Consider the following 22,104-nt stretch of genomic DNA (forward strand, 5'->3'; position numbering starts at 1 on the left):
TAGCTCTGCTATCCGGCCAACGGCAAAATCCCTGCATTAGCGAGCAGGGAAGCAGACGAAAAAGAGAAAAGGAAAAAGGAAAAAGGAAAAAGGAACTGTGCATTCGGAAGTCGTGATCGTCGAGCGCATCGCATCGTTGCTGGACTCTCAGCGCTTCGGGTTTTTCAAAGTTCATATGGACGCTTGCTTGATGCTGTATCGAGGGTTCGCATTATTTCGAGGACGATCGGCTTCACATATTTCTCATTGGGGTCGGTCTCCGGCGGATCGCTTTTGCGGATCCACTCACCTTGGTCGAACGCTTGGTAAAGGGAGAAAGCGGGCTGAGGCATGTCATTGGTCATTCCCACTTCAACCACAGCGTTTATGATCCCGTTCATGACGCCGTCGCAAAAGTCATAATTCAAAGTCCCCTGTAGATAGCCTTCCGCAATCGCGATGGACAGCTCGTTCAGCACATCTTGTGGGGCAACATCAAATTTCACACACGTGGCGGCAATATCACTCAGCGCCAAACCGTCTGCTTCAGCTTTCATGGAAAGCTCTTGGAGCTCATTCTTCGGTAACAGCCTAATCATGAGTTTGTTCCGCTGGATGCGAGGTGGCGCTTGCATCACCGTTTGTGGCCTACCGCTAGGAATGTGATGAAGTGCAGAAGAAAAATTTGAAAGCAATTTAGAGTTATTCGCCTACTCCTACGGATAGAAAAATCAAAACCCGACGCAAAACGTCGGGTTTTTCCGTTTAGGAATAAATCCTACTGCCGCGGCTCCACGTTATCCAATACCCGATTAGCCAATAACGAACTCAACTCAATCAACTGCTGAATCCCCAGCGCTACATGACGCCGTGCCCCATCCAGATCAAACGCCAGATCACTCACCATGGCATCAGCCGAAGCCAGGGTTTCGCTAAGGTTGGCGAGCAGGCATTCGTTATCGAGGCCTTTCGCGACGGTGAATAGCTGTCCCGGTTTGGGGGCGTCTTTGGGTTTATCCGGTTTCGGTAGCAAGTAGTGATCGAGCACGCGCTTGGTGGTTTCGTCGTGCTGCTTGGCTTTGGATTTTGCGGATTTGGAAATGGAATCTGCTTCTGGCGGATTCGGGGTTATTTTGAACATAAGCTTCGGTTCCGAATGTGGTGCCGACACCCCGAAGCTACTAAACAAAGGGGTGGCAGCTGTACGCAGGTTAGTAGACCGGGGAACCGAAGAAGCCGGCGCGCCTGAGCGCCCTGCGTACAGCCACCATCAAGAACAGGGTAGGACCCTGTTTGAGACGCGCTTGTACAACTTCGATTACCTCGGGCTACTAAACCCGACCACTGATGGGCAGTGGCAGGAAGACAATAGAGCCCCGGGACAAGGCGCACAAGCGGGCGGATTCTGGCGTAGTTGTAGGCAAAGGCGCAAGGATGCGTAGCTAGATGGACGTTGTAGGCGGCGGCTGTAGGAGAGGGGCGTTTTGGCAATGCAGGTGGGTTGGAAACCGGGGACAGACCACGATTTGGACTTATCTGTAATCGGACCGTCTCATAATCGTGGCCTGTCCCCGTTTCTTCCCTGATCGATGAAACTGCGCCCTAGCTGCCAGACGGCGCCGAGCATCGGAATATCACCTAGCTGCAGCCCCAGCAGCGTCATGTATTCGTAGATGTGCTGATAGCCGGATTGCGCTTCGTAGTTAGGGCACGGGGATTGAAGTTCCCCACAGAGCCGCAGCTCCATGTTTGCGCCGCCCATGCCCCATTGCGTGTAGTTCAAGTTATTACGGGTGATGGTATCGATATTGGAGCAAACCATTCCCTTCATTTTTTCATCGATGACGTTGGTGGGCTCGTAAAGCGTCAAGGAGAAGTCGAGAGAGGTTGCGCACCATGCCATCGGAACGACATCCAGCGTGTTGTAGATGCGTAGCGCATTGCCGGCCATCTGTTGATTGAAATAGCTCGCAAAAACACCGTCGCCGGCCGTAGGCGCCGCAATCGTTTCGCAGTGGAAATCAAAGTTCGAAAATTTATCTTTCAAATAAAGTGCAAGAACCGACATCAAGGCACCGCCGAGGCTATGCCCGACCAACCGGATCGTTGCCCCACTGCGCTGTTTTGCCAGGAAATCGCAGAGTTTGCCCTGGCTGCCGATTTTCGATTCCTGACCCAATATCGCGTTTACGCCGTCCGCAGTCCCCTGCGCCACGTGAGCCGGTACTGGGCAGTTCTTGATGAGGTTCTGCAGCGGCACCATTGGAGAAATATCAAGATCATCTATCTGATCCTTGATGGAATCGGCAAGGGTCCCACTCGTCACCACGACGATATCGTTTTCGTTCTGCCCGCCGATGAGCACCACCGTGATGTGAGCCACATGCTCGCCATCCGGGACCAGGGCGGGTCCCCAGGCTACGCCATAGCCGCCGCCAACCTTGGAGCCATTAAGGCGCGTAAGAATGTTGTCTTTGACCTGGCTCGGCGAAGGGTTCTTCATGTTTTTCCAATCCGGCGAAGACAGCGCCGCATTGTTCACCACGTACGCGTGGGTCAGATTGATTTGTCTTTGCTGAAGTGAGTCTAGCGAAGTCATGACTGCTCCTTGTCTCGAAGATAGATAGTTCAACGGGACCAACGAAAACCCACGGCTGCCGTCGATCCTTCTTGGCCAGCAGGATCGAGTGTAGCCGCAGTTTCTGGATGCAAGCGCTGATGTATCCAAATGGTGAAGAACGAGTACTGAACAATGCTGAAGGGCAGCGTGTGATCGGAGGAGGCGGGCCAGGTGTGACGCGCTCCGTTTGATGAAATCCGTCATGTGGCGCGCGAAGCGGGCGCGTCGAGACTATGCTCATGGCAGATGCAGGTGGATTACGGTTAGTAGATCCCAAGCAAGGAGTGCGGCATGAACACTAAACCGATCCACCAAGTCTTGTGGCGCCTCGCCGCCTGCATGACCGGACTGGCGATATTCGCCACCCATCCAGCCCAAGCGGCCGAAAGCGGCATCGCCAGTGGCCCAACCGCAAGCTATACCATCGCCTTCAGCAACTCCTACGCGGGCAGCGATTTTCGCAAGGTAATGGTGCGCAACTGGGAGGAAATTGCGGTCCAGGCGCAGAAGGAGGGCTTGATCCGGGAAGCTCCGGTGGTCAGCGCCAACAACTCGGCGTCGGAACAAGCCGCCCATATCCAGGACATGATCGTCAAAGGCGTCAACGCCATTGTGATCCTGGCCGCGTCCGACACCGCTCTTGATGGGGTGATCCGTGATGCATGCAACGCTGGCATCGTGGTGGTCGTCATGGCCAGCCTGGTCACCGAGGGCTGTGTCTATACCGTGGACTACAACTGGGCGGCCATGGGCCGGGTGGAAATCGATTACATCGCCAAGCGCCTCAAGGGGAATGGAACGTTGCTGGAAATCCGCGGCATTGCCGGCGATGCCACCGATAAAAACATCAGCGACGGCATTCGCAAGGCCGCCAGCGACTATCCGGGCCTGAAGTTTGCCAAGACCGTTTATGGGAACTGGACGGCGTCCGTCGCCCGCAAGGAGGTGGCGCTGGCGCTGCCGGCGCTGCCCAGCATCGATGCGGTCGCGACCCAGGGCGGCGACGGTTATGGCGCGGCCATGGCGTTCAAGGCGGCGGGGCGCCCTTTGCCGATCATCGTGATGGGCAACCGCCAGGACGAACTTGCCCTGTGGAAACAGGAGCGCGATGCCAATGGCTACGAGACCGTCTCCGTTTCCGCCTCGCCAAGCGTTTCCCAGGTGGGTTTCTGGGTGGCCCAGCAGATTCTGGCGGGTAAATCGGTACCGAAGTTCGTTGAGGTGCCGCTGGTACGCATTGATGCAAAAGACCTGGATGCCTGGCTCGCCACGATGCCGGTGGGCGGCGCTGCCAATCCTTTGTATAGCCAGGCTTCCGTAGCGGCGATGATCGATGCGGCCATCAACAATACGCCGGCGCCGCCGACGCCTTTGCCGGAGATGACGAAGCAGTAATGGCGGGTAGAGAATCAGGAGGCGAGGGGCGATGGTGACATTCAGACTCGCCACTGACAGGCCCATTGCTGTCAGGATCGGGCTGGCCGTCGCCGCGCTGGTATTCCTGATGCTGGCGGTATCGCTGGTGAACCTCTACGGCCTGCGGGGCATGGTGCGTGCCGTGGATTCCGCCAGCCATTCCGCGGAGATCCTGGCCTCGGTCAACGGAGCGACCGAGCGGGTGGAAAATTTCATCGCCTCCCGCGACCAGGAAAGCCTGTCCCAGGCCGAAGGCATGGTCGCAACGGCGATCGCCAGCCTCACTGCCATTCCGGTGGCCGAGGCAAAATCGCTCAAGGGCGGGCTGGACAGGCTCTCCGCGGCGATCACGGTCCTGCGGGCGGCGACCCTGACCATGGATGGCGAAACGGAGAACATGACGGCCCACTACGGCCGGATGCGAGAGGCGGCGACGGTTGTCGAGCAAGGCATCGTCGATGGCCAGAAGCGTCTTGACTCTCGCGCCGCCGAGCACACGGCGCGGGTGAGCAACATCGAAAGCGCCCACCGCATCCTGGATGTCCTGCGCAACGGCGAACAGATCATCACCACCCATGTGGCGAAGCTGCTGGTGAACGATGATGGAACGGCCGCCGGCGCGGCGCGTGATGCCTGCGCGGCACTCCAGCCCGTGGTCGAACAATTACGTGAGGTGATGGGGGCGCCACAGGAGATAGAAGTTCTGGACCAATTGGTGGCGGCGATCACCGCAACCGGTGCGACGGTAGAGAAACTTGGCGAGGCGCCCAAGCTCCGGGGAGGCGAGGCCTTGCGGCACCTCGCCGCCATCGGCAACCTGGCCGAGCGCCTCGAGGCAATGCTGGGTGACGTGGATGGGCGTGTTGCCCATGATGCGAGCGACATTCAAGCGGCCACCGGATTGCTGAACAATGCAGCCGCGTTGTCCAAGCGTTTCGCCGAGCGTGTCGCCACGCTGGAGGCGCAGACCTTATCGTTTCGCCTGTCACCGTCGGCGGAGATCGCCACCTCTGTCGGCGCTATCCTGGATGAACTTTCCCGTCTCGCGCGCGTTCTCCCTTCGTCCGTCGGGCTGCAAGCGAAGGCGACGCCCTTGACGGTCAGCGACCAGATTGCTGGCTACCGGGCGGCATTCGCCCGGTTCCAGCAGGCGAGCAATGCCCTGGGCGGCGCACGCGACCAGGTTCGCAACGAGGCACGGAGCGCCGGCCTGCTGGTGGCGCGCTTTGCCGGCGAAGCGCGCGCCGACGCGTTGGTCCACAATGATCGCGGCATGCTTGCGACGATCGTGGCCGGTGCCGTGGCCATCCTGCTCGCGGGCGCTATCGCCTGGAGCACCTCGCGTTTTATCGCGCAACCCATCGTGGCCCTGGCCTCGGTCATGCGTCGGCTGGCGGCCGGCGACCTGAACGCCGAGATCGCCAGTGCCGGACGCGGCGACGAAATTGGCGTCATGACCCGTGCCGTACGGGTGTTCCAGGAGAACGCCCTGCGCATCCGGGTGCTGGAGGCCGAGGCCGAAGCCGAACGACAGCAAGTCCAGGCCTCTTTGGAAAGAATGGTCGCCGAACGGACCGATACGCTGCACCAACAGACCGAGGAGCTGGAGGCGCAGGCCATCGAACTCATCCAGGCGCGCAACCAGGCCGAGTCGGCTAACCAGGCGAAAAGCGATTTCGTTGCCACGGTCAGCCACGAATTGCGCACACCCCTGACCCTCATCCTCGCTCCCCTGGAGCAGCTCTCGGCGGCAGCCTTCCCGCCGGAGGATTGGCGCGTGCAAATCGAGCGCGCCCAACGCAACGCGCTGCGCTTGATGAACCGGGTGAACGACATCCTCGATTTTTCCAAGGCCGAAGCGGGCAAGTTCGAGTTGTGTCCAACGCTCATTGACTTGAACAAGGTCGTTGGGGTGCTGGCCGAAGATGCCGCCATGGTGGCCGAGGGTAAAGGCTGCAGCTTGACCTGCAGCATCGATTCCGCGCTCGGCACGGTGTTCCTGGACCCTCGACACTTCGAGAAGATCCTGCTCAACCTGGTGAGCAATGCCATCAAGTTCACCCCCGCTGGCGGCACGGTGCACCTGGCAGCGACGCCGATGGAGGGCGAGCGGTTCGAGTTCGCAGTGCAAGACTCGGGCATTGGTATCGCGCCGGACAAATTACCGTTGTTGTTCCAGCGTTTTTCCCAGATCGACAATTCCGCCACGCGCCATTACAGCGGTACGGGCATCGGTCTCGCCCTGGTCAAGGACCTGGCCGAACTGATGGGCGGCGAAGTCGGCGTCAGCAGCGAGCCCGGGCGGGGCTCGCGCTTCTTCGTTCGACTCCCGATAGGGGATGGACAAAACACCCTGCCGGCCGAAGCCAGCGATGTGTACGAGCGATCGTCGGCGAACACCGCAAGCACAACCGAGCAGCGCCACTTGCGTTTCGACGATGGCCGCCAGGGTAATCGCAACGACTTGGCTTCGGCGCCAGGCGCAGACGATGGACAGCACCCGGAATACGCCTCGCGATCCAAAGTCCTGGTCGTAGACGACAGCCCTGAAATGCTTACCTATCTCAGCGAACTTTTGCGCAACGACTACATCGTCGTCACCGCAACGGATGGAGAACAGGCCTGGGAAATCCTGCAGCGTCGCCCCATCGATGTCATCGTCTCGGACGTGATGATGCCGAACCTCGACGGCTTTGGCCTGACAGCCAGGATCAAGGCCAGCGCCGGTTTTGCCCATCTGCCTGTGATCCTGGTGACGGCTCGCGGCGGCAGCGAGGCCTGTGTCTCCGGGCTGGAGAGTGGCGCCGATGACTACATCGCCAAACCCTTCTCGCCGCTGGAGCTCCAGGCTCGCGTACGCGCGGCGCTGCGCATGAGCCAGGTGCAGACCGAGCTGCATGCGAAATCGCGCCAGGCGGGCATGGCCGAAATTGCCACCACGGTGCTGCACAACGTCGGTAACGTGCTCAACAGCGTGAACGTATCGGCAGAGTTGGTCAGCAGTCAGATGCGCTCGTCCAAGGCGCAGGGGCTGGGCAAGGTGGCTAAGCTGATGAACGAACACGTCCATGACCTGAGCGATTTCCTGACCCACGACCACAAGGGAAAGATGCTGCCCGATTACCTGCTCAAGCTGGCGCAAGTCGTGGCGGAAGAGCAACAAAGCATCATCGAAGAACTCGGGCAACTGACCAAGGGCATTGACCACATCAAGACCATTGTCGCTGCCCAGCAGTCCTACGCCGTTGCGGTGAGTGTGGTCGAGACCGTGCCGGTCCCGGAGTTGATCGATGATGCCTTGCGCATGAGTGCTGGATCCCGGGCGCGCCAGGAGATGACGGTGGTCAAGGACATCGCCGACCTGCCTCTGCTGCCGCTGGACCGGCACCGGGTGTTGCTGATTCTGGTGAACCTGATCCGCAATGCCAGGCAGGCGCTGGACGGCGTGACCGATCGCAGCCCATGCGTCACGTTCAGCGCATTCCTCGCTGACGAGGCAGCATTGCGTATCACGGTGACCGACAATGGCAAGGGGATCGCGCCAGAGCACATGGCGCGCCTCTTTTCCCATGGCTTCACGACTCGCAAGGACGGCCACGGTTTCGGCCTGCACAGCTGCGCACTCGCCGCGCAGGAAATGGGCGGCAGCTTGACCGTGCGCAGCGATGGGGTTGGGCAGGGAGCGACGTTTATCCTGGATATTCCCGTCGATGCTTCGCTGGGTAAGCAGTGAATACAGAAGCGTTCCTACGCGTCTCATTCTGCCGGAGGTTTGTACCCCGCCAGCATGTTCAATACTTCTTCATGTGAACCGCTTGCTTCAGCAAATCGCAAGGGCTTGGCGCGCTCGACGATCAGTTCTCGCGGGGTCGGAGAGGTCTCGAGAAGCTCGAAGAGTTCATCCAGGAACTCGTCCAGGGGCATGGCATGTTCGTCATTTTCCTGCCCGAGCAAGGTGGTGCGCACGCCCGGTGGCGCAAGCTCGATGACTTCGATTGGCGAAGCTTCCAGCTGGACACGAAGGCTCTGGGTGAAAGAGTGGACGGCCGCTTTGGTTGCGCTGTAGGTCGGTGTTGCAGGCAGCGGCACGAACGCCAAGGCCGAGCTGACATTCACGATCGTTGCGCTGGGTTGCTTGAGCAGTTGGGGAATGAACGCATACACCATGCGAATCGTGCCAAGCAGGTTCGTCGTCACGGTATCTTCGGCTGTACCCAGGTATTCGGAATCGGTCAGATCCTCCCAATGCATGATGCCAGCGTTGTTGATCAGGACGTTCAGGTTCGGGTGGCGGGTCGCGAGCGCTTGGCTGCTGCGCTGGATCGATTGTGGGTCGCAGACGTCCAGCAGGACGGAGTCAATACCTGGATGTTCGGCCACGATCTGGTCGAGCAGAGCCTGGCGACGTCCCGCGATGATGATTTTGTTGCCCGCCTTGTGAAGCCTGAGTGCCAGGCCAAGGCCTATGCCGGAGGTGCCGCCAGTAACGAGAATCGTATTGCCAGTGCCGTTCATAGTAGACTCCAGTGAAGGTCATAAGTGGACACGTGTCCGCTTATGTAAAAAATCTACCGGACAATTGTCCGCTTTGCAATGCGCGAAGGAAAAATCTTGCCTAGGAATGACGAATCGGCAATGCGTGCCGACGCCAAGAAAAACCGGGAGCGAATACTGGAGGTCGCGGTGGTGGAACTGACGATCGATCCGGCGGTGCCGCTGAGTACGATCGCGAAGAAAGCCGGGGTAGGACAGGGCACGTTCTATCGACACTTCGCTACCCGGGAAAGCCTGGTGTTCGAGGTTTATCAATTCGAAATGCAGCAGGTGGCCGCGTTGGCCGAACAACTGCTCGCGACAAAACCACCGAAAGAGGCGCTCCGAGAATGGATGAGCTGCCTCGCTGAATATGCAATGACCAAGGCCGGGCTTGCGACTGCGATACGACAGGCCGCTTCTGCCTACGAATTTCCGGGGAAATCTGGTTACGCGCCAGTCCAGGCGGCTGCCGAGCTATTGCTGAGGGCTAATGAGGAGGCCGGGACCATTCGCAGCGGCGTCACCCACGACGACTTTTTCCTGGCCACGGCCGGCATATGGCAAATCGATTCCCAGAGCCAATGGCGTACTCGTCTCGACAGATTGATGGACCTGGTGATGGATGGCCTGTGCGCAGGCAGCCCTGAAAGTTTGAAGATGAACGCGGGGGCGCCTGAGAATGCTCCGTAGGTGATGCCCGGGACGGAAGCCAGCCCCCAAACTGTTCAACGCTGATAAGCCAACAACCGGCGCTCGGCCAATCGAAACACACCCACCAGCGCGCACGCCAACAGCATGTAGAGCAGGGCGGCAATGCCATAGGCCTGGAAGGTCTTGAAGGTGGCGGCGTTTACATCGGCAGCGATTTTAAGAATGTCGGGAACGGTGGCGGTAAAGGCAATGGCCGTGGCGTGCAGGACGAAGATCACTTCGTTGCTGTAGGCCGGCAGTGCCCGGCGCAGCATGCTCGGGATCAGCACCAGGACGAACAATTGGCGGCGGGTCATGCCCAGGGCCAGCGCCGCCTCGATTTCACCGCGTGGGGTGGTGCGCAACACGCCGGCCAGAATCTCGACGGTGTAGGCGCAGGTGTTCAAGGCCAGCGCCAGGATCACGCAATGCATGCCGTCTCGAAAGAACCACCACAGGCTTGGTGATTCCCTGATCAGGCTCAGGCTGGCCAGGCCGCTGTAGATGATCAGCAGTTGCACGAACAGCGGCGTGCCACGAAATACCAAGGTGTAGAGCTGGACAGGCAACGCCAGCCAGCGATTGCCGTAGGTGCGAACCAGCGCCAGGGGTATTGCTGCGGCCAGGCCGATAATGGCCGACGTCACCAACAGCCATAAGGTGACGGATAAGCCACTCCAGCGGTAACCGTCGGACCACAGGAAGTTCGGCCCGAACTCTTTCAGTATCTCGATCATCACACGCTCCGCTGCGGTTCGAGGCTGTAGCGTCGTTCAAGGTGTTTGAGGGCCAGGCTGGAGAGGATCGCAAAGGCGAGGAAGATCGCCGCGATCACCAGATAGAAAAACATCTGCCGCGAGGTTGCGTTGCCCGCTTGCTTGGCGACCTGGACCATGTCATTGAGGCCCAGCAGCGAGATCAGGCCGGCACTTTTCAACAGCACCTGCCAGATGTTGCCGATGCCGGGCAAGGCGAACCGCATCATTTGCGGCAGGCGGATCCGCCGCAGCACTTGCCAATGGCTCATGCCATAGGCCCGCGCGGCTTCCAGTTGGCCAAACGGAATGGCCCTGAAGGCGCCGCGAAAGGTTTCGGCGCAGTAGGCACCGTAGATGAATCCCAACGTACCGATCGCGGTGCCATAGGGATTCAACTGCAACGATTCCCGGCCGAACGCCTGGGCTATCTGGTTGATTCCGATTTGCGCGCTGTAATAGATCAACAGCATCAGGACCAGGTCCGGCACGCTGCGCACCAGCGTGGTGTAGACCGTCGCGACCAGCCGCAGCGGCGCCACCGGCGAGAGTTTCGCCAAGGCGCCGAGCAGGCCGAGCACGATGGCGACGCAGGCGGCCCAGGTGGCGACCTGGACGGTCAGCCACGCGCCCTGGAAAATCAGATAACCGTACCCTTCGAGAAACATGCTTTCGGGCTCCGCACGGATGGATTATTTCGGCGAGATGTCGAAGTCGAAGTATTTCCTGGCGATGCGCTCATAGGTGCCGTTACGGTGGATCCGTTCGAGCGCCTGATTGATTTCCCCAGCGAGGGCGGTATCGCTTTTACGCAATCCGATGCCAGTGCCCGGACCGAAGATCTCCGGTGACTTGACCACCTCGCCGGCATAGTCGAAGCCTTTGCCGATAGGCTTCTTCAGCAGGCCTTCGGAAACGGCGATGGCATCGTCGAATGCCGCGTCCAGGCGACCGTTGATCAAGTCCGAATAGGTCAAGTCACTGCTTTGATACGGCACCACTTCCACGCCTTTGAGGCCCCACATCCGTTTTGCATAGGCTTCGAATACGCTGCCTTGCTGCACGCCGATGCGCTTGCCGCGCAAGGATTCGGCCGTCGGTTGCAGTGGGCTGCCTTGCGGGGCCACCAGGCGTGCCGGGGTGTCGTACAGGGTGTCGGAGAAGGCGATTTCGGCTTTGCGTGCTTCAGTGATCGAGAGCGCAGAAAGTATGCCGTCGAACTTCCTGCCTTTAAGGGCCGAGATCATGCCGTCAAAGGCGTTTTCGACCCAGACGCAACGACGTTGCAGCTCGCTGCACAGGCTTTCGCCCAGTTCGATATCGAAGCCTGTCAGCGAGCCGTCCGGTCGCTTGGACTCGAAGGGCGGGTAGGTGGGGTCGACCCCGAAACGCAGCTCTTCGCTGGCGCCCCAGGTCATCAGCGGGCTGGCCACGAGCATCAAACCGATCAGACATTTTTTCATCGACAGGGTATCCACGACAGGTTGGTAGAACTGTCCCGGGAAGAGACCCGGGCAGCACACATCAGCCTTGAATGTTCAAGGCGTGTTTGAGTTGTCGAGCGCGTTGGTTGTCCACGGCCTGTCCATGGCCAAAGCCCCCGGCCCAGCCGCACACCTGGCCGGCATAGTCGACACCCCGTGCGAGACACTCGGCAAGGTTTTGCCGCGCTTGCCATGCCAGCAGGAACGCGGCGATAAAACCGTCGCCGGCACCCATGCTGTCGACGAACGCGCAGGGCCGCGCGGCCTGCTCATGCGCACCTTGTGCGTCGACTGCGAGCGCGCCCTGGGCGCCGCGGGTGATGACCACCGTTGCCGGGCCCAGCGCCCGCATCGAGTCCGCCAGTTCACGGGCTTCGCTGGGCGACAGGTCGGCCGCCGAGAAAAAAGCGATATCGACGTGCCGGATCAACGCTTGCCAATCGAACTCGACCCAGTTGTCCGAGAAGTCGAATGACAGGCAGCCACTGGCCTGGCGGATCTGCGCCAGTTGGTTCTCGAGGCCGCTATAGAGGCTGCTATGGGCCAGCGGGAATTGCGCGAGATAGTCCAAGTCGTCGCCATCGAGTCGCAGTTGGTGGCAGACACCCGGATCGCTGCCGAGAAACACCCGTTCGCCGTCGATGCTGTCGACACAAGCCCAGCCATTGGCTCCCACCAGCACTCTGCAATGGGATGCATCGACGGCTTCCTGTTTCAGGCAATCGAGCAGGTACTGGCCGTGCCGGTCATTGCCAACGCAGCCCAGATAGGCGCTGCGAGCCTCCAGCCGGGCGGCAAACACCGACACGTTGAGTGCGTTGCCACCGGGGTACTCGATGTTCCGGTCCAGATAAACATCCACAGTGTTGTCGCCGACAGCGATCAGGCTGGCCATGTTCAATACTCCGTCTTCCACATGTAGCGGCGTGTCGTCAGCGGCTGCTGGTGCCAGACCGCGAGATGAGCGGCAATACGTTCCACGGCGATGCCGACGATGTAGGGCGCGACAATGGCGCGGATTTCCGGGTCGATGCCTTCCATGGGGAAATCCTTGGCGTCATAGACCATGACGCGTTCGGTGTATCGCTGGCAGAAGCGCACCACACGTTCCATCTGCGCCCGGCTGGGGTCTTCGCCCACCAGCAGGAGCAGCGGGGTGGTGGCGTCGGTGGCTTCGAACGGGCCGTGGAAAAACTCGGCAGCCTCCACCGGCAGGCAATGCAACCACTGGCTTTCCATCACCACACAGACCCCGAATACATAGGCGGTGGTGAACATCGGGCCCGACGCGAGGAAGTACATCACGCGATCATCCTTGTACAGGCGCGCCTCTTCGGTGGCGCGCCGGTCGTTATTGATCGCAGCGTCGGCAAGGGCCTGCGGCAGGGCCTTGAGCGAGTGAGTGAGCTTGTCCAGCAGCGGCCAGCCTTCACGCTTGGCCAGGATGCCGCCGACCAGTGCCTGGAGGATCATGAAGCAACCGAAGTACGCCTCATCGGTACGTCCCAGCAAAAAGCAATGTTGAACAGCCTGGGCCAACGGCAGCTCGGCGGTTTGCGTCACGCCGACGGTGAGGCAGGGCTTGTCCTGCAGAAAACGCGCGGCGGCGATGGTTTCCTGGGTCGTCCCGGACTTGGAGGCGAGGACCACCAAGGTGCGTTCATCCAAGCGCGGCGGATCGATGTCCATGAAATCGGCGGGGAAATAACGGCGTACTTCCAGTGTGTGGCTGTAGCGCTCCAGCCAGTACTGCAAGCCGAGCATGATGCGGTTGGGCGCACCGCAGCTGACGAAGTAGATGCGGTCGATTCGCGTCGCCAGTTCCTGGCCGAACTGCTGCGCGTCGTCGACGATTTGCACGGATTGCTGCAAGGAAGTGGTGAATGCTTCCCGGTTGAACTGGATCGCCATGTGAGCTCCTGGGGGCTTTGTTGCGGTGTTCATGTTGCGGTTCATGATCACCATGTAGACCAAAAGCTATACCACGAAAAATACCATTACAAGATTTTTCCTCCGTGGTCTAATGCACCGTCACCGCAGTTTTCAAGGTAGGCAATGGACCGTTTATTGGGTCTGATTATCAAGCTGGCGGGTTTGCGATGGTTTCAGTGGGTACTGTTGGCACGCCGTTGCACAGAAAAATAAATCCAGGATGTAGACCATGAAAGTTAGTCCTTCCAAATCCTCCGACGTGGCCCTGCTGGCGCCCGAACGCAAGCAGGTGGCCTGGCAGGCCGTCCAGGCCCTGCTGGAAATGCTGGAGCGCCCGGAGTTCGGGCCGAGTGAGCGGATACCGGCGGAACGGGACCTGGCCGAGCACCTGGGCATCAGCCGGATGACGCTGCGAAAGGCCTTGCAAACGCTGATCGATCGCGGGGTCCTGGAGCGCCGTGGCAACCGCGGCACCTTCGTGACCGGTCCGGGCGTCGAGCGGCCACTCAATACCGTCGCGCGCAAAGGCATCGCCGAAGTGGTCGAACAAGCGGGGGCCAGGCCGGGCAGTAAATTGCTCTACTTCGAACAAACCCAGGCCAATGCCCGCGTGGCGAAACTGCTGAAGATCCAGGAAGGCGACCTCTTGCTGACCATCAGGCGACTGCGCACGGTGGATCAAAAGCCATTCTGCATAGAGACCAGCTACATCCCTGCAGCCCGCGCACCGGACCTCGTGGCGGGAGACCTGATCGAGGGGGCCTCGTTGTATGCGTTGCTGTTATCGCGCTACCAGATCGAAATGGAAAGTGACGAGGGCACACTGAGCATCGCCACGATGAGCGACCAGGAGGCCCGCTTGCTCGACGTCGAGCCCGGGACGGCCGCGCTGGTCTACCGAGGTGTGATTTTTGACCGCCAAGGGCAGCCGGTGGAATACCTGGTCTCGATCAACCATCCCCAGCGTGTGGTGTTCAAATTGGCGGACAGTCGGGTCAACAGCCTGCATTCCGATCATCATTTCCCATCTGGGTAAAGCCCAACGCGGACACCCTACGGTTCCTCCACGATTCCCTCTCGTCGTCAAGGAGCAGCGGACTGCCCCGACTGACGACTCAATCCAGGCGTCTTGCCCGTAATGCGCTTGAACGCGCGACTGAAAGCGGCCTGGGAGGTATAGCCCAAGCGCTGCGCCACCTCTTCAATAGGCAGCCTTTCGAGCGTCAGCCACTGGCTCGCCAACCGCATCCGCAGTTCGGTCACGTAGCGCAACGGGGCCATGCCAATCGTCATTTGGAAGCGGTCAGCGAAGGCTGAGCGAGAGGTGTTGCATTGTTCCGCCAGCTGCGCAACGGTCCAGTCGCGCCCCGGTTGTTGATGGAGCGCGAGGAGTGCATTGGCCAAGCGTGGATCGCGCAATGCAGCGACCAGACCAGAGGCATTGCCGCAGGCGCACTCCACCCAACCGCGAACGACCATGGCGGCCACCACGTCGGCTAATCGCGCAAGTATGCCCGCGAAGCCGATACGTGCGGCGCTGACCTCGCGTTCCATGGTGGTCAGGATAGGCACCAGTCCGGGGTAGCGCTGGCCGCCGGCGTCGATCAGCATCAGGCCCGGCATCAGCTTGCCAAGGCCATGGATGCTGCCCAGTTCAAACTCCATGCAGCCGCTGAACAAAAGGGTGGTCGGCGTCGGCCTGGCATCGGTTCCGGTATCCACCGCGCTCACGGTTTCACCGAGGGGGGCGCCGTCCAGATGGTCGATGTCCTGAACAGGCACATCCGTATGGGAAAGCAATTGATGGGCCGCGCCATGGGAGATGAATACTGCGTTTCCGGCAGACAGCGCATAGGTGGCCCCGTCTTCCATTCGTAGCACCGCATTGCCAACTGCCAGAAAGTGGAACCAGGCATGCCCGGGTTTGGCAGCGAAACCCAGGCCAAAAGCTGGGCCGGTTTGAATACGCCGGTATTCGACGCCACGCAGGCGCATGCCGCGCAACAGTTCATTGATGAGATCCGAGGAGAGGGCAAACTGATCGGTAGGCATGATTCAGGTGTTTCAGTCAAAAAATGGAGGTTTTCGATCATAGATCATCCAGATTCGCCCGCCTAGACTGCGGATCGCAATGAGGATTGGGAGATCTGTGCAATGACTGACTGTGTTTGTAATGCCGTATCCGACAGCCATCTCGGCGCCGGGCCGGATGTAGAACCCGCCACACCCGCGTGGATGGCCGTGTTTTCGTTGGCAATGGGCGTGTTTGGATTACTCACCGCCGAGTACCTTCCGGCCAGCCTGTTGACGCCGATGGCGACCGACCTGGGGGTGTCCGAAGCGTTGGCTGGCCAGGCGGTAACGGTGACTGCAGTGATCGCACTGTTCGCTGGCCTGCTGGTGCCAGGCCTGACTCGCGGTATCGACCGCCGTTGGGTGCTGCTGGGTTTTTCCACATTGATGATCGCCTCCAATCTGCTGGTCGCCGTTTCCTCCAGTCTCGCGGTGCTGCTGGTCATGCGTATCTTGCTGGGTATCGCCCTTGGCGGGTTCTGGAGCATGGCGGCAGCGGTGGCGATGCGCTTGGTGCCGGGGGCTTTGTTGCCCCGGGCGCTCTCTATCATTTTCAGCGGCATTGCCGTCGGGACGGTGGTTGCGGTCCCTCTGGGCAGCTACCTGGGTGGGCTATACGGCTGGCGTAGCGCGTTCTTTGCAGCGGCGGCAGTCGGCGTGGTGACCCTGGTTTTCCAGTCGTTCACGCTGCCGCGCCTTGCGCCGCGCAGGCCGGCACGCCTGCGCACCGTACTGGAAGTGCTGCAGCGCCCGGGCATCGCCATGGGCATGTTCGGTTGTGTGCTGGTGCACAGCGGCCACTTCGCGATGTTCACTTATGTCCGACCGCTCCTCGAAGGGACCACTGGCATCGACCCGCAAGGGTTGTCACTGATGCTGCTGGGTTTCGGTGTGGCGAACTTTGGCGGCACGTTGTTGGCGGGATGGCTGCTTGAGCGCCGTCCACTGGCCACCCTGGTGTTGATGCCGACGTTGGTGGGCGTTGCAGCACTGGCGTTGGTTCTGTTGCCCGCCTCGGTGCCGGGGCAGGCGGTGCTGCTGGCGATCTGGGGTTTGGCCTTTGGTGGTGTGCCGGTGGCATGGTCGAACTGGGTCGCCAGCGCGGTACCCGATCAGGCGGAAAGCGCCGGGGGCATGGTGGTGGCATCTGTCCAGTCGGCCATCGCAACGGGCGCCGCCGCTGGCGGTGCGATGTTCAGCCTCGGTGGCAGCGTCGGCGTATTCGTGGCGGCGGCGGTGCTGATGCTGCTGGCCGCGTTGCTGATTGCGTTGCGGGTCCGGGTTCCTTCCGCCCATGGCAATGCCCGGCCCAGGCCCGCGCTGCATCTCTGATCCGGCTTCGCAGCCGCCTCGATTCCATCCGTAATCCGGAGATAAGACATGAACAATACGACGTCTCACCAAGGACGCCTCAAATCTTTGCGCGCGGCAGGTATAGGCAATGCGCTGGAGTGGTTCGACTGGACGCTGTACGCAACCTTTTCGGTGTACCTGGCCAGCAATCTATTCGACAAGATTGATGCCCGCTCGGCAATGCTCGCGACTCTCGCCGTGTTCGCGGTGGGTTTTGTCGCGCGTCCTATCGGCGGATGGCTGTTTGGGCGCCTGAGCGACCGATTGGGACGCCGGGCCATCATGGTCATCACGATGTTGCTGCTGGCGATCAGCAGCCTTGGTATCGCGATCATCCCCAGCTACGAAAGCATTGGCCTGTATGCCTCGGTCGCGCTGCTGTTCTTCCGGCTTATGCAGGGGCTCGCCCATGGCGGCGAGACCGGGGTTTCCTACACCTATGTCGCCGAGATCGCCCCAAGCAAGCACCGTGGCTTATGGTCCAGTTCGGTCTATGTCGGGGTGACGCTAGGGGTGATGGCAGCGACGGCCATGGCGGCGGTACTGACCTGGCTATTGGGCGCGCAGGCCATGGCCGACTACGGCTGGCGGATTGGCTTCGCCATCGGTGGGCTGCTCGGCATCTATGCGCTGTTTTTGCGCCGCAGTGCGCAGGAGTCTCACGTGTTCGTGGAGCAGCAGGGGCAGGCTCGGCCGCCGCGCAAGTTATCCAGGGGGGAGATGCTGCGAGTGGCGCGCAACATCGTCATGCTTGCAGCGGCTGCCAATGTCACCTACTACGCGTGGGTCACCTTCGGTGCTTCGACGGCCATTGCCCGGGGCATGGACGCCACGGGTGCTTATGTGGCCAGTCTCTTCGCGCAAATCCTTTGTGTGTGCTGGTTGCCAGTCTGCGGAATGTTGTCCGATCGTTTCGGCCGCAGGCCCATGGTCATCGCCTGGGGCCTGGGCGTGATCCTGCTGACCTATCCCATTTCGATAATGGTGACCGTTGAACCCTACACGCTGTTCCTGGCCCAGGTCGTGGGGTTGGGAGCCTGGTCGTTGATTGCGGCGATTTTTCCCGCAGTGCTGTCCGAGCAGGTGCCGACCCAGGCGCGGGCGCAGGGCGTTGGGTTGGTGTCGTCGGTTTCGGTGGCGCTCTTTGGCGGCACCGCGCCCTATTTGCACAATTATCTCAGCGGCGTCGACCTTGGCTATTTGTACATCTGCTACGTCATGGGGTTGGGTCTGGTTACCGTCCTGGCGGGTTTTCTTATCGACGAAACGGCGGGCATCGATCTTGCGCACATCGAGGCGCCCGGTGCTCGAACCGCTGCCGGCTCACGGCCGGTGGCGCTGTCTCAGGACTAATCAATTGGCATGTAGACCCGCCGGATCAGCGGATCCAAGGAGTGCGATTCAATGAATTCAACAGACCTCAAGAATGCCGCAGCACGAGGTGAGCGACCGGGCGCGAACGTGACCGCCAGCCAGACGTCAGGGCCTCGTCAGGCCGCGCGCGAGATCTGGGTCGAAGTCCCTTCCGAGTCGGGCCCGGCGGCCGCTTGGTGCTACTCGGATCGCCGCTCCTATAGCCCGGGTGACTCGGTGCGCCTGCATCTGTCCTCGAACCGAGCGCAAGTGAGACTCAGGATCTATCGTGATGGAGCCGTTGCTCGCACGCTGCACGAAACCGACAGCCTCGATGCTTGCTTCCACCCGTTGCCCGAACGTGCCTACGAGCAGGGATGCCAATGGCCGGTCTTCGTGCAATGGTCAATCCCGGGTGATGCGGACCCGGGTGGCTATGTAGTGGAAGTACGCGATAGTGCTGACAGCGTACTCGGGCATCACCTGTTCATCATCAAGGCGGCGCGCAAGCGTGCCGACGCTTTGGTGCTCGTCGCGGCGACATCGACGTGGGCTGCTTACAACGACTGGGGCGGCGCCAATCACTACTTCGGTCTCCACCCCGGAACGCCGAGGGGCCGCGCGCCATTGCTCTCGGCACAACGCCCCTGGGCGCGGGGGCAAGTCTGGCTGCCCGAGGATGCGCCACGTTCTGTCAACGCTACCCGGCAACGCAAGCCCGGGCCGGCGCGCTACGAGTTCATCGAATGGGCATCTCTTAACGGCTACGCCAAGTACTACGCGCTGGCGGGGTGGGCCTCCTACGAAAGACCCTTTGTGGTCTGGGCCGAACAGCAAGGCTATACGGTCGACATCCTGACCCAGGACGATTTGCATCAGGATCCGCAGGCGCTTGAGGGTTATAGCTGCGCCGTCTTCATAGGACACGACGAATACTGGACGCGGGAAATGCGCGACCACGTCGATGTCTTCGTCGAAGGGGGCGGCAAGGTTGCGCGCTTCGCCTAGCAACTTCATGTGGCAGATTCGCTTGGAGGAGGAGGGCCAGAAACAGGTGGCCTACAAATACGATGCCGGCGACCTTGATCCCGTGGCGGCTACCGACCTTCATCGGCTATCCGGTGCCTGGGAAGATCCTAGGGTGGATCACCCAGGGGCACGGACGTTTGGGGTGAACGCCTTGCGAGGAATATATGGCGCATTTGGGGGGATGGCACCACGCAGCCCTCGCGGGTACACGGTCTTCAGGCCCCGGCACTGGGCGTTTGTGGGCACGGGGCTGGGCTACGCGGATATGTTCGGGGACGAAGCTAATATCTTTGGCTATGAGGTGGATGGCCTGGAGTACACATTTGTCGACGGTCTCCCGGAACCGCTCGGCACGGACGGTGCGCCCGCCGGATTGCAAATCCTCGCCATGGGCTGGGCGACCAATGCCGAGCATGGCCGATCCGAGGATGCCTATTCGTTCATGCTAGGCGATGGCGATGCCCGGTTTCGTGCTTCCATCCTGGCGCCCGACCTTAGCGAGGCCAGCGTCCACCGGCACAGCCGCGGGGCAGGCATGGTGGTGCATTTCCACAAAGGCCGAGGTGAGGTATTTACTGCCGCCACGTGCGAATGGGTACATGGGCTCATGCAGGCAGATATTTACACCGTGATGATCACAAAAAATGTGCTCGATCGTTTCCTGCGGAATACGTCCTGATGGCTGTGATGGAGAGCTGCTGTTCACATCCGATGATGTTCCAGCAGAAAGTCTACAAACACCCGCACCCGCGCCGGCATCGCCGAACCCCCAACGAAAACTGCATGTATCGGCTCCCGGTCTCCGGGGTTCCAGGTATCCAACAGTGGCACCAGGCCGCCGCGTTGCAGATCCTTGGCTACGGTGAACTCGCCGATACGGGCGATGCCAGCGCCGAGTCGTGCCAGTTGTGCCAACGCCTCGCCGCTGCTGCATTCGATGTTGCCGCTGACCTTCAGGGAAAACGCTTTGCCATCGCGGATGAACGGCCAGTTGGGTTCGGCACGACGAAAATTGAAGCGCAGGCAGTTGTGGCGCAGCAGATCTTCCGGTTCCAGGGGTGTGCCGTGGCGCTCCAGATACTCGGGCGAAGCCACCACCACTTGGCCGGTGTCGCCGATCCGGCGCGCGGTCAGCGGGCTGTCGGGCAGATGGCCGAAACGCACCGCCACGTCGGCCTGGCCGCCGAGAATGTCGACCACTTCGTCGCCGAGGGTGAGGTCGACGACGATGTTCGGGTAGCGGGCGCTGAAGGCGGCCACCAAGGGCACGATCGTCTGTCGACCATGGCCGAGGGCGGCGCTGACCCGCAAACGGCCCTTGGGTACGCCTTGGTCGGCGACGGCTTCTTCGACCTCGGCCATGTCGGCCAGGATACGGCGGGCGCCGCGCAGGTAAGCCTCGCCCTCGGCGGTGAAAGTGATCGCTCGTGTGGTGCGCAACAGCAGGCGGGTGCCCAGCCGTAGTTCGGTTCGCGCGATGATCCGGCTGATCGCCGAGGGTGTCAGCCCCAAAGCACGCGCGGCAGCCGACAGGCTGCCTTCCTGCGCCACCGCGGCGAACACAACCATTTCACCTGATCTGCCGTTGACGTCCATTTGTGCTCCACACGCAAAGGTGTTTGCAAGAAAGGCTATCTACCGCCATAGAAGGTCGCATCGTAGCATTTGCAGCATAGATGAGGAGCCTTCCTATGCGTATCAATCCACCCCTTGTTGCACTCGCCATGGGTGCCTTTGGCATCGGCGTAACCGAGTTCGCCCCAATGGGCATGTTGCCGGGGATCGCTGCAGATCTCGGCGTTTCCATTCCCGCCGCAGGCCTGCTGGTCAGTGCCTACGCCTTGGGCGTACTGCTCGGCGCGCCACTGATGACCCTGACCACCGGCAGGATTCCCCGGCGCTATCTGCTGATCGGACTCATGGCGATTTTCACCCTGGGAAACCTGATGTCAGCGCTGGCCACCGATTACTACAGCCTGATGGCCGCCAGGGTCGTGACTTCACTGAACCACGGTGCGTTCTTTGGCGTCGGCTCCATCGTCGCGGCCAGCGTGGTCGCCCCGCAGAAACGCGCCGGGGCGGTCGCGGCGATGTTCATGGGCCTGACCTTGGCGACGATCGGCGGTGTGCCGTTGGCTGCCTGGTTTGGTGAACTGTTCGGCTGGCGCACGGCATTCTGGGGAATTACCGGCCTGGGCGTGGTGGCGATGGCGGCGCTGTGGTTCGCCTTGCCCAACGTGCCGGCGCCGCAAAGCATCGGCGTGCTGGCCGAAATTCGGGTACTGGGGCGCGGCCCGGTGTTGGGCGCGTTGGCCCTGACCGTGGTCGGCTCAGGTGCGATGTTCACTGTCTTCACGTATATCGCCCCGATCCTGAGCAGCGAGACCCATGCCTCCGCCACTTTCATCACGGCGATGCTGGTGCTGTTCGGCGTCGGACTGACGCTGGGCAACATGTGGGGCGGCAAGGCCGCGGATCGCTCGATAGACCGCACCCTGATCGTTTCGCTGGGCGTGCTGATTCTCGTCCTGCTGGCGTTCACCGCACTGATGCGCTGGCCGCTCCCGGCGGCCATCGCCATCCTGATCTGGGGCATCGCCAGTTTTGCCTTGGTGCCGCCCTTGCAGATGCGCGTGATGGAAGCCGCCAAGGACGCACCTAATCTGGCCTCGGCCGTGAACATTGGCGCCTTCAACTTGGGCAATGCGATTGGCGCGGCGCTGGGCGGCGCGGTGATCAACGCGGGCTTGGGCTATCCGGCGATTTCCCTGGCTGGAGCGGCGATGGCGGGGCTGGGGTTGCTGATGGTGCTGGCTTTCGCCTGGCGTTCCAGAATGGTTGCGGCTGCGGCGGTTTGACGATGGCATGGATGCGCTGTTCCCAA

17 protein-coding genes and 4 pseudogenes are annotated in these 22,104 nt (G+C 61.0%); 10 read left to right on the plus strand and 11 right to left on the minus strand.

Features of this window, described 5'->3' with window-relative positions; genetic code table 11:
- Window positions 1-164 precede the first annotated feature (164 nt).
- From AB4N42_RS15110 to AB4N42_RS15120, 3 genes are all read right to left on the minus strand, one after another.
- On the minus strand, window positions 165-536 hold the full coding sequence (locus AB4N42_RS15110; RefSeq protein WP_198795778.1) for a hypothetical protein: 372 nt from the start codon (window positions 534-536) through the stop codon (window positions 165-167).
- Window positions 537-757: 221 nt separating this feature from the next.
- Complete coding sequence (locus AB4N42_RS15115; RefSeq protein WP_030141764.1) at window positions 758-1,120, minus strand: DUF6124 family protein; 363 nt, start codon at window positions 1,118-1,120, stop codon at window positions 758-760.
- 411 nt (window positions 1,121-1,531) lie between these two features.
- Entirely contained in the window at window positions 1,532-2,578 is a 1,047-nt protein-coding gene (locus tag AB4N42_RS15120; RefSeq protein WP_460114910.1) for a lipase family protein, read from the minus strand.
- Between the two features lie 312 nt (window positions 2,579-2,890).
- Between AB4N42_RS15120 and AB4N42_RS15125 the strand changes: the two genes are divergently transcribed.
- The 4 genes and pseudogenes from AB4N42_RS15125 to AB4N42_RS15140 form a co-directional block, all read left to right on the plus strand.
- Window positions 2,891-3,994 carry an ABC transporter substrate-binding protein gene (locus tag AB4N42_RS15125; protein WP_437128333.1) on the plus strand — a complete coding sequence of 368 codons (1,104 nt, stop codon included), beginning with the start codon at window positions 2,891-2,893 and terminating at the stop codon, window positions 3,992-3,994.
- Between the two features lie 1,294 nt (window positions 3,995-5,288).
- Window positions 5,289-6,338, plus strand: a pseudogene (locus AB4N42_RS15130) (sensor histidine kinase); the annotation flags it as partial.
- Window positions 6,339-6,551: 213 nt separating this feature from the next.
- A pseudogene (locus AB4N42_RS15135) lies at window positions 6,552-6,887 on the plus strand (response regulator transcription factor); the annotation flags it as partial.
- Window positions 6,888-7,406: 519 nt separating this feature from the next.
- A pseudogene (locus AB4N42_RS15140) lies at window positions 7,407-7,748 on the plus strand (ATP-binding protein); the annotation flags it as partial.
- A gap of 23 nt (window positions 7,749-7,771) precedes the next feature.
- Here the strand turns inward: AB4N42_RS15140 and AB4N42_RS15145 are convergent.
- Window positions 7,772-8,530, minus strand: a complete 759-nt coding sequence (locus tag AB4N42_RS15145; protein WP_460114911.1) for an SDR family oxidoreductase — start codon at window positions 8,528-8,530, stop codon at window positions 7,772-7,774.
- Window positions 8,531-8,650: 120 nt separating this feature from the next.
- On the opposite strand from AB4N42_RS15145, the gene AB4N42_RS15150 reads away from it, so the two are divergent.
- Entirely contained in the window at window positions 8,651-9,241 is a 591-nt protein-coding gene (locus AB4N42_RS15150) for a TetR/AcrR family transcriptional regulator (protein ID WP_030141759.1), read from the plus strand.
- Between the two features lie 35 nt (window positions 9,242-9,276).
- Here the strand turns inward: AB4N42_RS15150 and hisM are convergent, their stop codons facing one another.
- The 5 genes from hisM to AB4N42_RS15175 all read right to left on the minus strand — a co-directional run bounded on the left by hisM (window position 9,277) and on the right by AB4N42_RS15175 (window position 13,391).
- Entirely contained in the window at window positions 9,277-9,978 is a 702-nt protein-coding gene (hisM, locus tag AB4N42_RS15155; RefSeq protein WP_030141758.1) for a histidine ABC transporter permease HisM, read from the minus strand.
- Window positions 9,978-10,664, minus strand: coding sequence for an ABC transporter permease (locus AB4N42_RS15160; protein ID WP_030141757.1), 687 nt, complete (start codon window positions 10,662-10,664; stop codon window positions 9,978-9,980). The genes hisM and AB4N42_RS15160 overlap by 1 nt, the downstream gene beginning before the upstream one ends.
- 24 nt (window positions 10,665-10,688) lie before the next feature.
- Complete coding sequence (locus AB4N42_RS15165) at window positions 10,689-11,459, minus strand: ABC transporter substrate-binding protein (RefSeq protein ID WP_264426765.1); 771 nt, start codon at window positions 11,457-11,459, stop codon at window positions 10,689-10,691.
- Between the two features lie 61 nt (window positions 11,460-11,520).
- The gene (locus AB4N42_RS15170) at window positions 11,521-12,375 is read right to left on the minus strand and encodes a PfkB family carbohydrate kinase (protein WP_460114912.1); all 855 of its coding nucleotides are present in this window, start codon (window positions 12,373-12,375) and stop codon (window positions 11,521-11,523) included.
- A gap of 2 nt (window positions 12,376-12,377) precedes the next feature.
- Window positions 12,378-13,391 carry an SIS domain-containing protein gene (locus AB4N42_RS15175; RefSeq protein ID WP_460114913.1) on the minus strand — a complete coding sequence of 338 codons (1,014 nt, stop codon included), beginning with the start codon at window positions 13,389-13,391 and terminating at the stop codon, window positions 12,378-12,380.
- 250 nt (window positions 13,392-13,641) lie between these two features.
- Here AB4N42_RS15175 and AB4N42_RS15180 point away from each other — a divergent pair, with 250 nt between their 5' ends.
- On the plus strand, window positions 13,642-14,448 hold the full coding sequence (locus tag AB4N42_RS15180) for a GntR family transcriptional regulator (RefSeq protein WP_198795786.1): 807 nt from the start codon (window positions 13,642-13,644) through the stop codon (window positions 14,446-14,448).
- Window positions 14,449-14,495: 47 nt separating this feature from the next.
- On the opposite strand, the gene AB4N42_RS15185 is transcribed toward AB4N42_RS15180, so the two are convergent.
- A complete protein-coding gene (locus AB4N42_RS15185) occupies window positions 14,496-15,464 on the minus strand; it encodes an AraC family transcriptional regulator (RefSeq protein WP_217859761.1) in 969 nt (322 codons plus the stop codon).
- Between the two features lie 102 nt (window positions 15,465-15,566).
- On the opposite strand from AB4N42_RS15185, the gene AB4N42_RS15190 reads away from it, so the two are divergent.
- The 3 genes and pseudogenes from AB4N42_RS15190 (at window position 15,567) to AB4N42_RS15200 (ending at window position 19,899) form a co-directional block, all read left to right on the plus strand.
- Window positions 15,567-16,817, plus strand: coding sequence for an MFS transporter (locus AB4N42_RS15190; RefSeq protein ID WP_460114914.1), 1,251 nt, complete (start codon window positions 15,567-15,569; stop codon window positions 16,815-16,817).
- A 48-nt stretch (window positions 16,818-16,865) separates the two neighbouring features.
- On the plus strand, window positions 16,866-18,191 hold the full coding sequence (locus AB4N42_RS15195) for an MFS transporter (protein ID WP_030141750.1): 1,326 nt from the start codon (window positions 16,866-16,868) through the stop codon (window positions 18,189-18,191).
- Between the two features lie 51 nt (window positions 18,192-18,242).
- Window positions 18,243-19,899 (plus strand): annotated as a pseudogene (locus tag AB4N42_RS15200) (N,N-dimethylformamidase beta subunit family domain-containing protein).
- Between the two features lie 23 nt (window positions 19,900-19,922).
- Here the strand turns inward: AB4N42_RS15200 and AB4N42_RS15205 are convergent.
- Window positions 19,923-20,816 carry a LysR substrate-binding domain-containing protein gene (locus AB4N42_RS15205; protein WP_030141748.1) on the minus strand — a complete coding sequence of 298 codons (894 nt, stop codon included), beginning with the start codon at window positions 20,814-20,816 and terminating at the stop codon, window positions 19,923-19,925.
- A 95-nt stretch (window positions 20,817-20,911) separates the two neighbouring features.
- On the opposite strand from AB4N42_RS15205, the gene AB4N42_RS15210 reads away from it, so the two are divergent.
- A complete protein-coding gene (locus tag AB4N42_RS15210) occupies window positions 20,912-22,078 on the plus strand; it encodes an MFS transporter (protein WP_460114915.1) in 1,167 nt (388 codons plus the stop codon).
- Window positions 22,079-22,104 lie beyond the last annotated feature (26 nt).

The sequence above is a fragment of the Pseudomonas sp. H2_D02 genome (assembly GCF_054677635.1).

Excerpts from the sequence above, each read along its gene's own strand:
- AB4N42_RS15190 (WP_460114914.1), top strand. The coding sequence starts at position 15,567 with ATGACTGACTGTGTTTGTAATGCCGTATCCGACAGCCATCTCGGCGCC.
- hisM (WP_030141758.1), bottom strand. The coding sequence starts at position 9,978 with ATGATCGAGATACTGAAAGAGTTCGGGCCGAACTTCCTGTGGTCCGAC.
- AB4N42_RS15160 (WP_030141757.1), bottom strand. The coding sequence starts at position 10,664 with ATGTTTCTCGAAGGGTACGGTTATCTGATTTTCCAGGGCGCGTGGCTG.
- AB4N42_RS15175 (WP_460114913.1), bottom strand. The coding sequence starts at position 13,391 with ATGGCGATCCAGTTCAACCGGGAAGCATTCACCACTTCCTTGCAGCAA.
- AB4N42_RS15165 (WP_264426765.1), bottom strand. The coding sequence starts at position 11,459 with ATGAAAAAATGTCTGATCGGTTTGATGCTCGTGGCCAGCCCGCTGATG.
- AB4N42_RS15180 (WP_198795786.1), top strand. The coding sequence starts at position 13,642 with ATGAAAGTTAGTCCTTCCAAATCCTCCGACGTGGCCCTGCTGGCGCCC.
- AB4N42_RS15210 (WP_460114915.1), top strand. The coding sequence starts at position 20,912 with ATGCGTATCAATCCACCCCTTGTTGCACTCGCCATGGGTGCCTTTGGC.
- AB4N42_RS15110 (WP_198795778.1), bottom strand. The coding sequence starts at position 536 with ATGAAAGCTGAAGCAGACGGTTTGGCGCTGAGTGATATTGCCGCCACG.
- AB4N42_RS15145 (WP_460114911.1), bottom strand. The coding sequence starts at position 8,530 with ATGAACGGCACTGGCAATACGATTCTCGTTACTGGCGGCACCTCCGGC.
- AB4N42_RS15195 (WP_030141750.1), top strand. The coding sequence starts at position 16,866 with ATGAACAATACGACGTCTCACCAAGGACGCCTCAAATCTTTGCGCGCG.
- AB4N42_RS15115 (WP_030141764.1), bottom strand. The coding sequence starts at position 1,120 with ATGTTCAAAATAACCCCGAATCCGCCAGAAGCAGATTCCATTTCCAAA.
- AB4N42_RS15120 (WP_460114910.1), bottom strand. The coding sequence starts at position 2,578 with ATGACTTCGCTAGACTCACTTCAGCAAAGACAAATCAATCTGACCCAC.
- AB4N42_RS15150 (WP_030141759.1), top strand. The coding sequence starts at position 8,651 with ATGCGTGCCGACGCCAAGAAAAACCGGGAGCGAATACTGGAGGTCGCG.
- AB4N42_RS15205 (WP_030141748.1), bottom strand. The coding sequence starts at position 20,816 with ATGGACGTCAACGGCAGATCAGGTGAAATGGTTGTGTTCGCCGCGGTG.
- AB4N42_RS15125 (WP_437128333.1), top strand. The coding sequence starts at position 2,891 with ATGAACACTAAACCGATCCACCAAGTCTTGTGGCGCCTCGCCGCCTGC.
- AB4N42_RS15185 (WP_217859761.1), bottom strand. The coding sequence starts at position 15,464 with ATGCCTACCGATCAGTTTGCCCTCTCCTCGGATCTCATCAATGAACTG.
- AB4N42_RS15170 (WP_460114912.1), bottom strand. The coding sequence starts at position 12,375 with ATGGCCAGCCTGATCGCTGTCGGCGACAACACTGTGGATGTTTATCTG.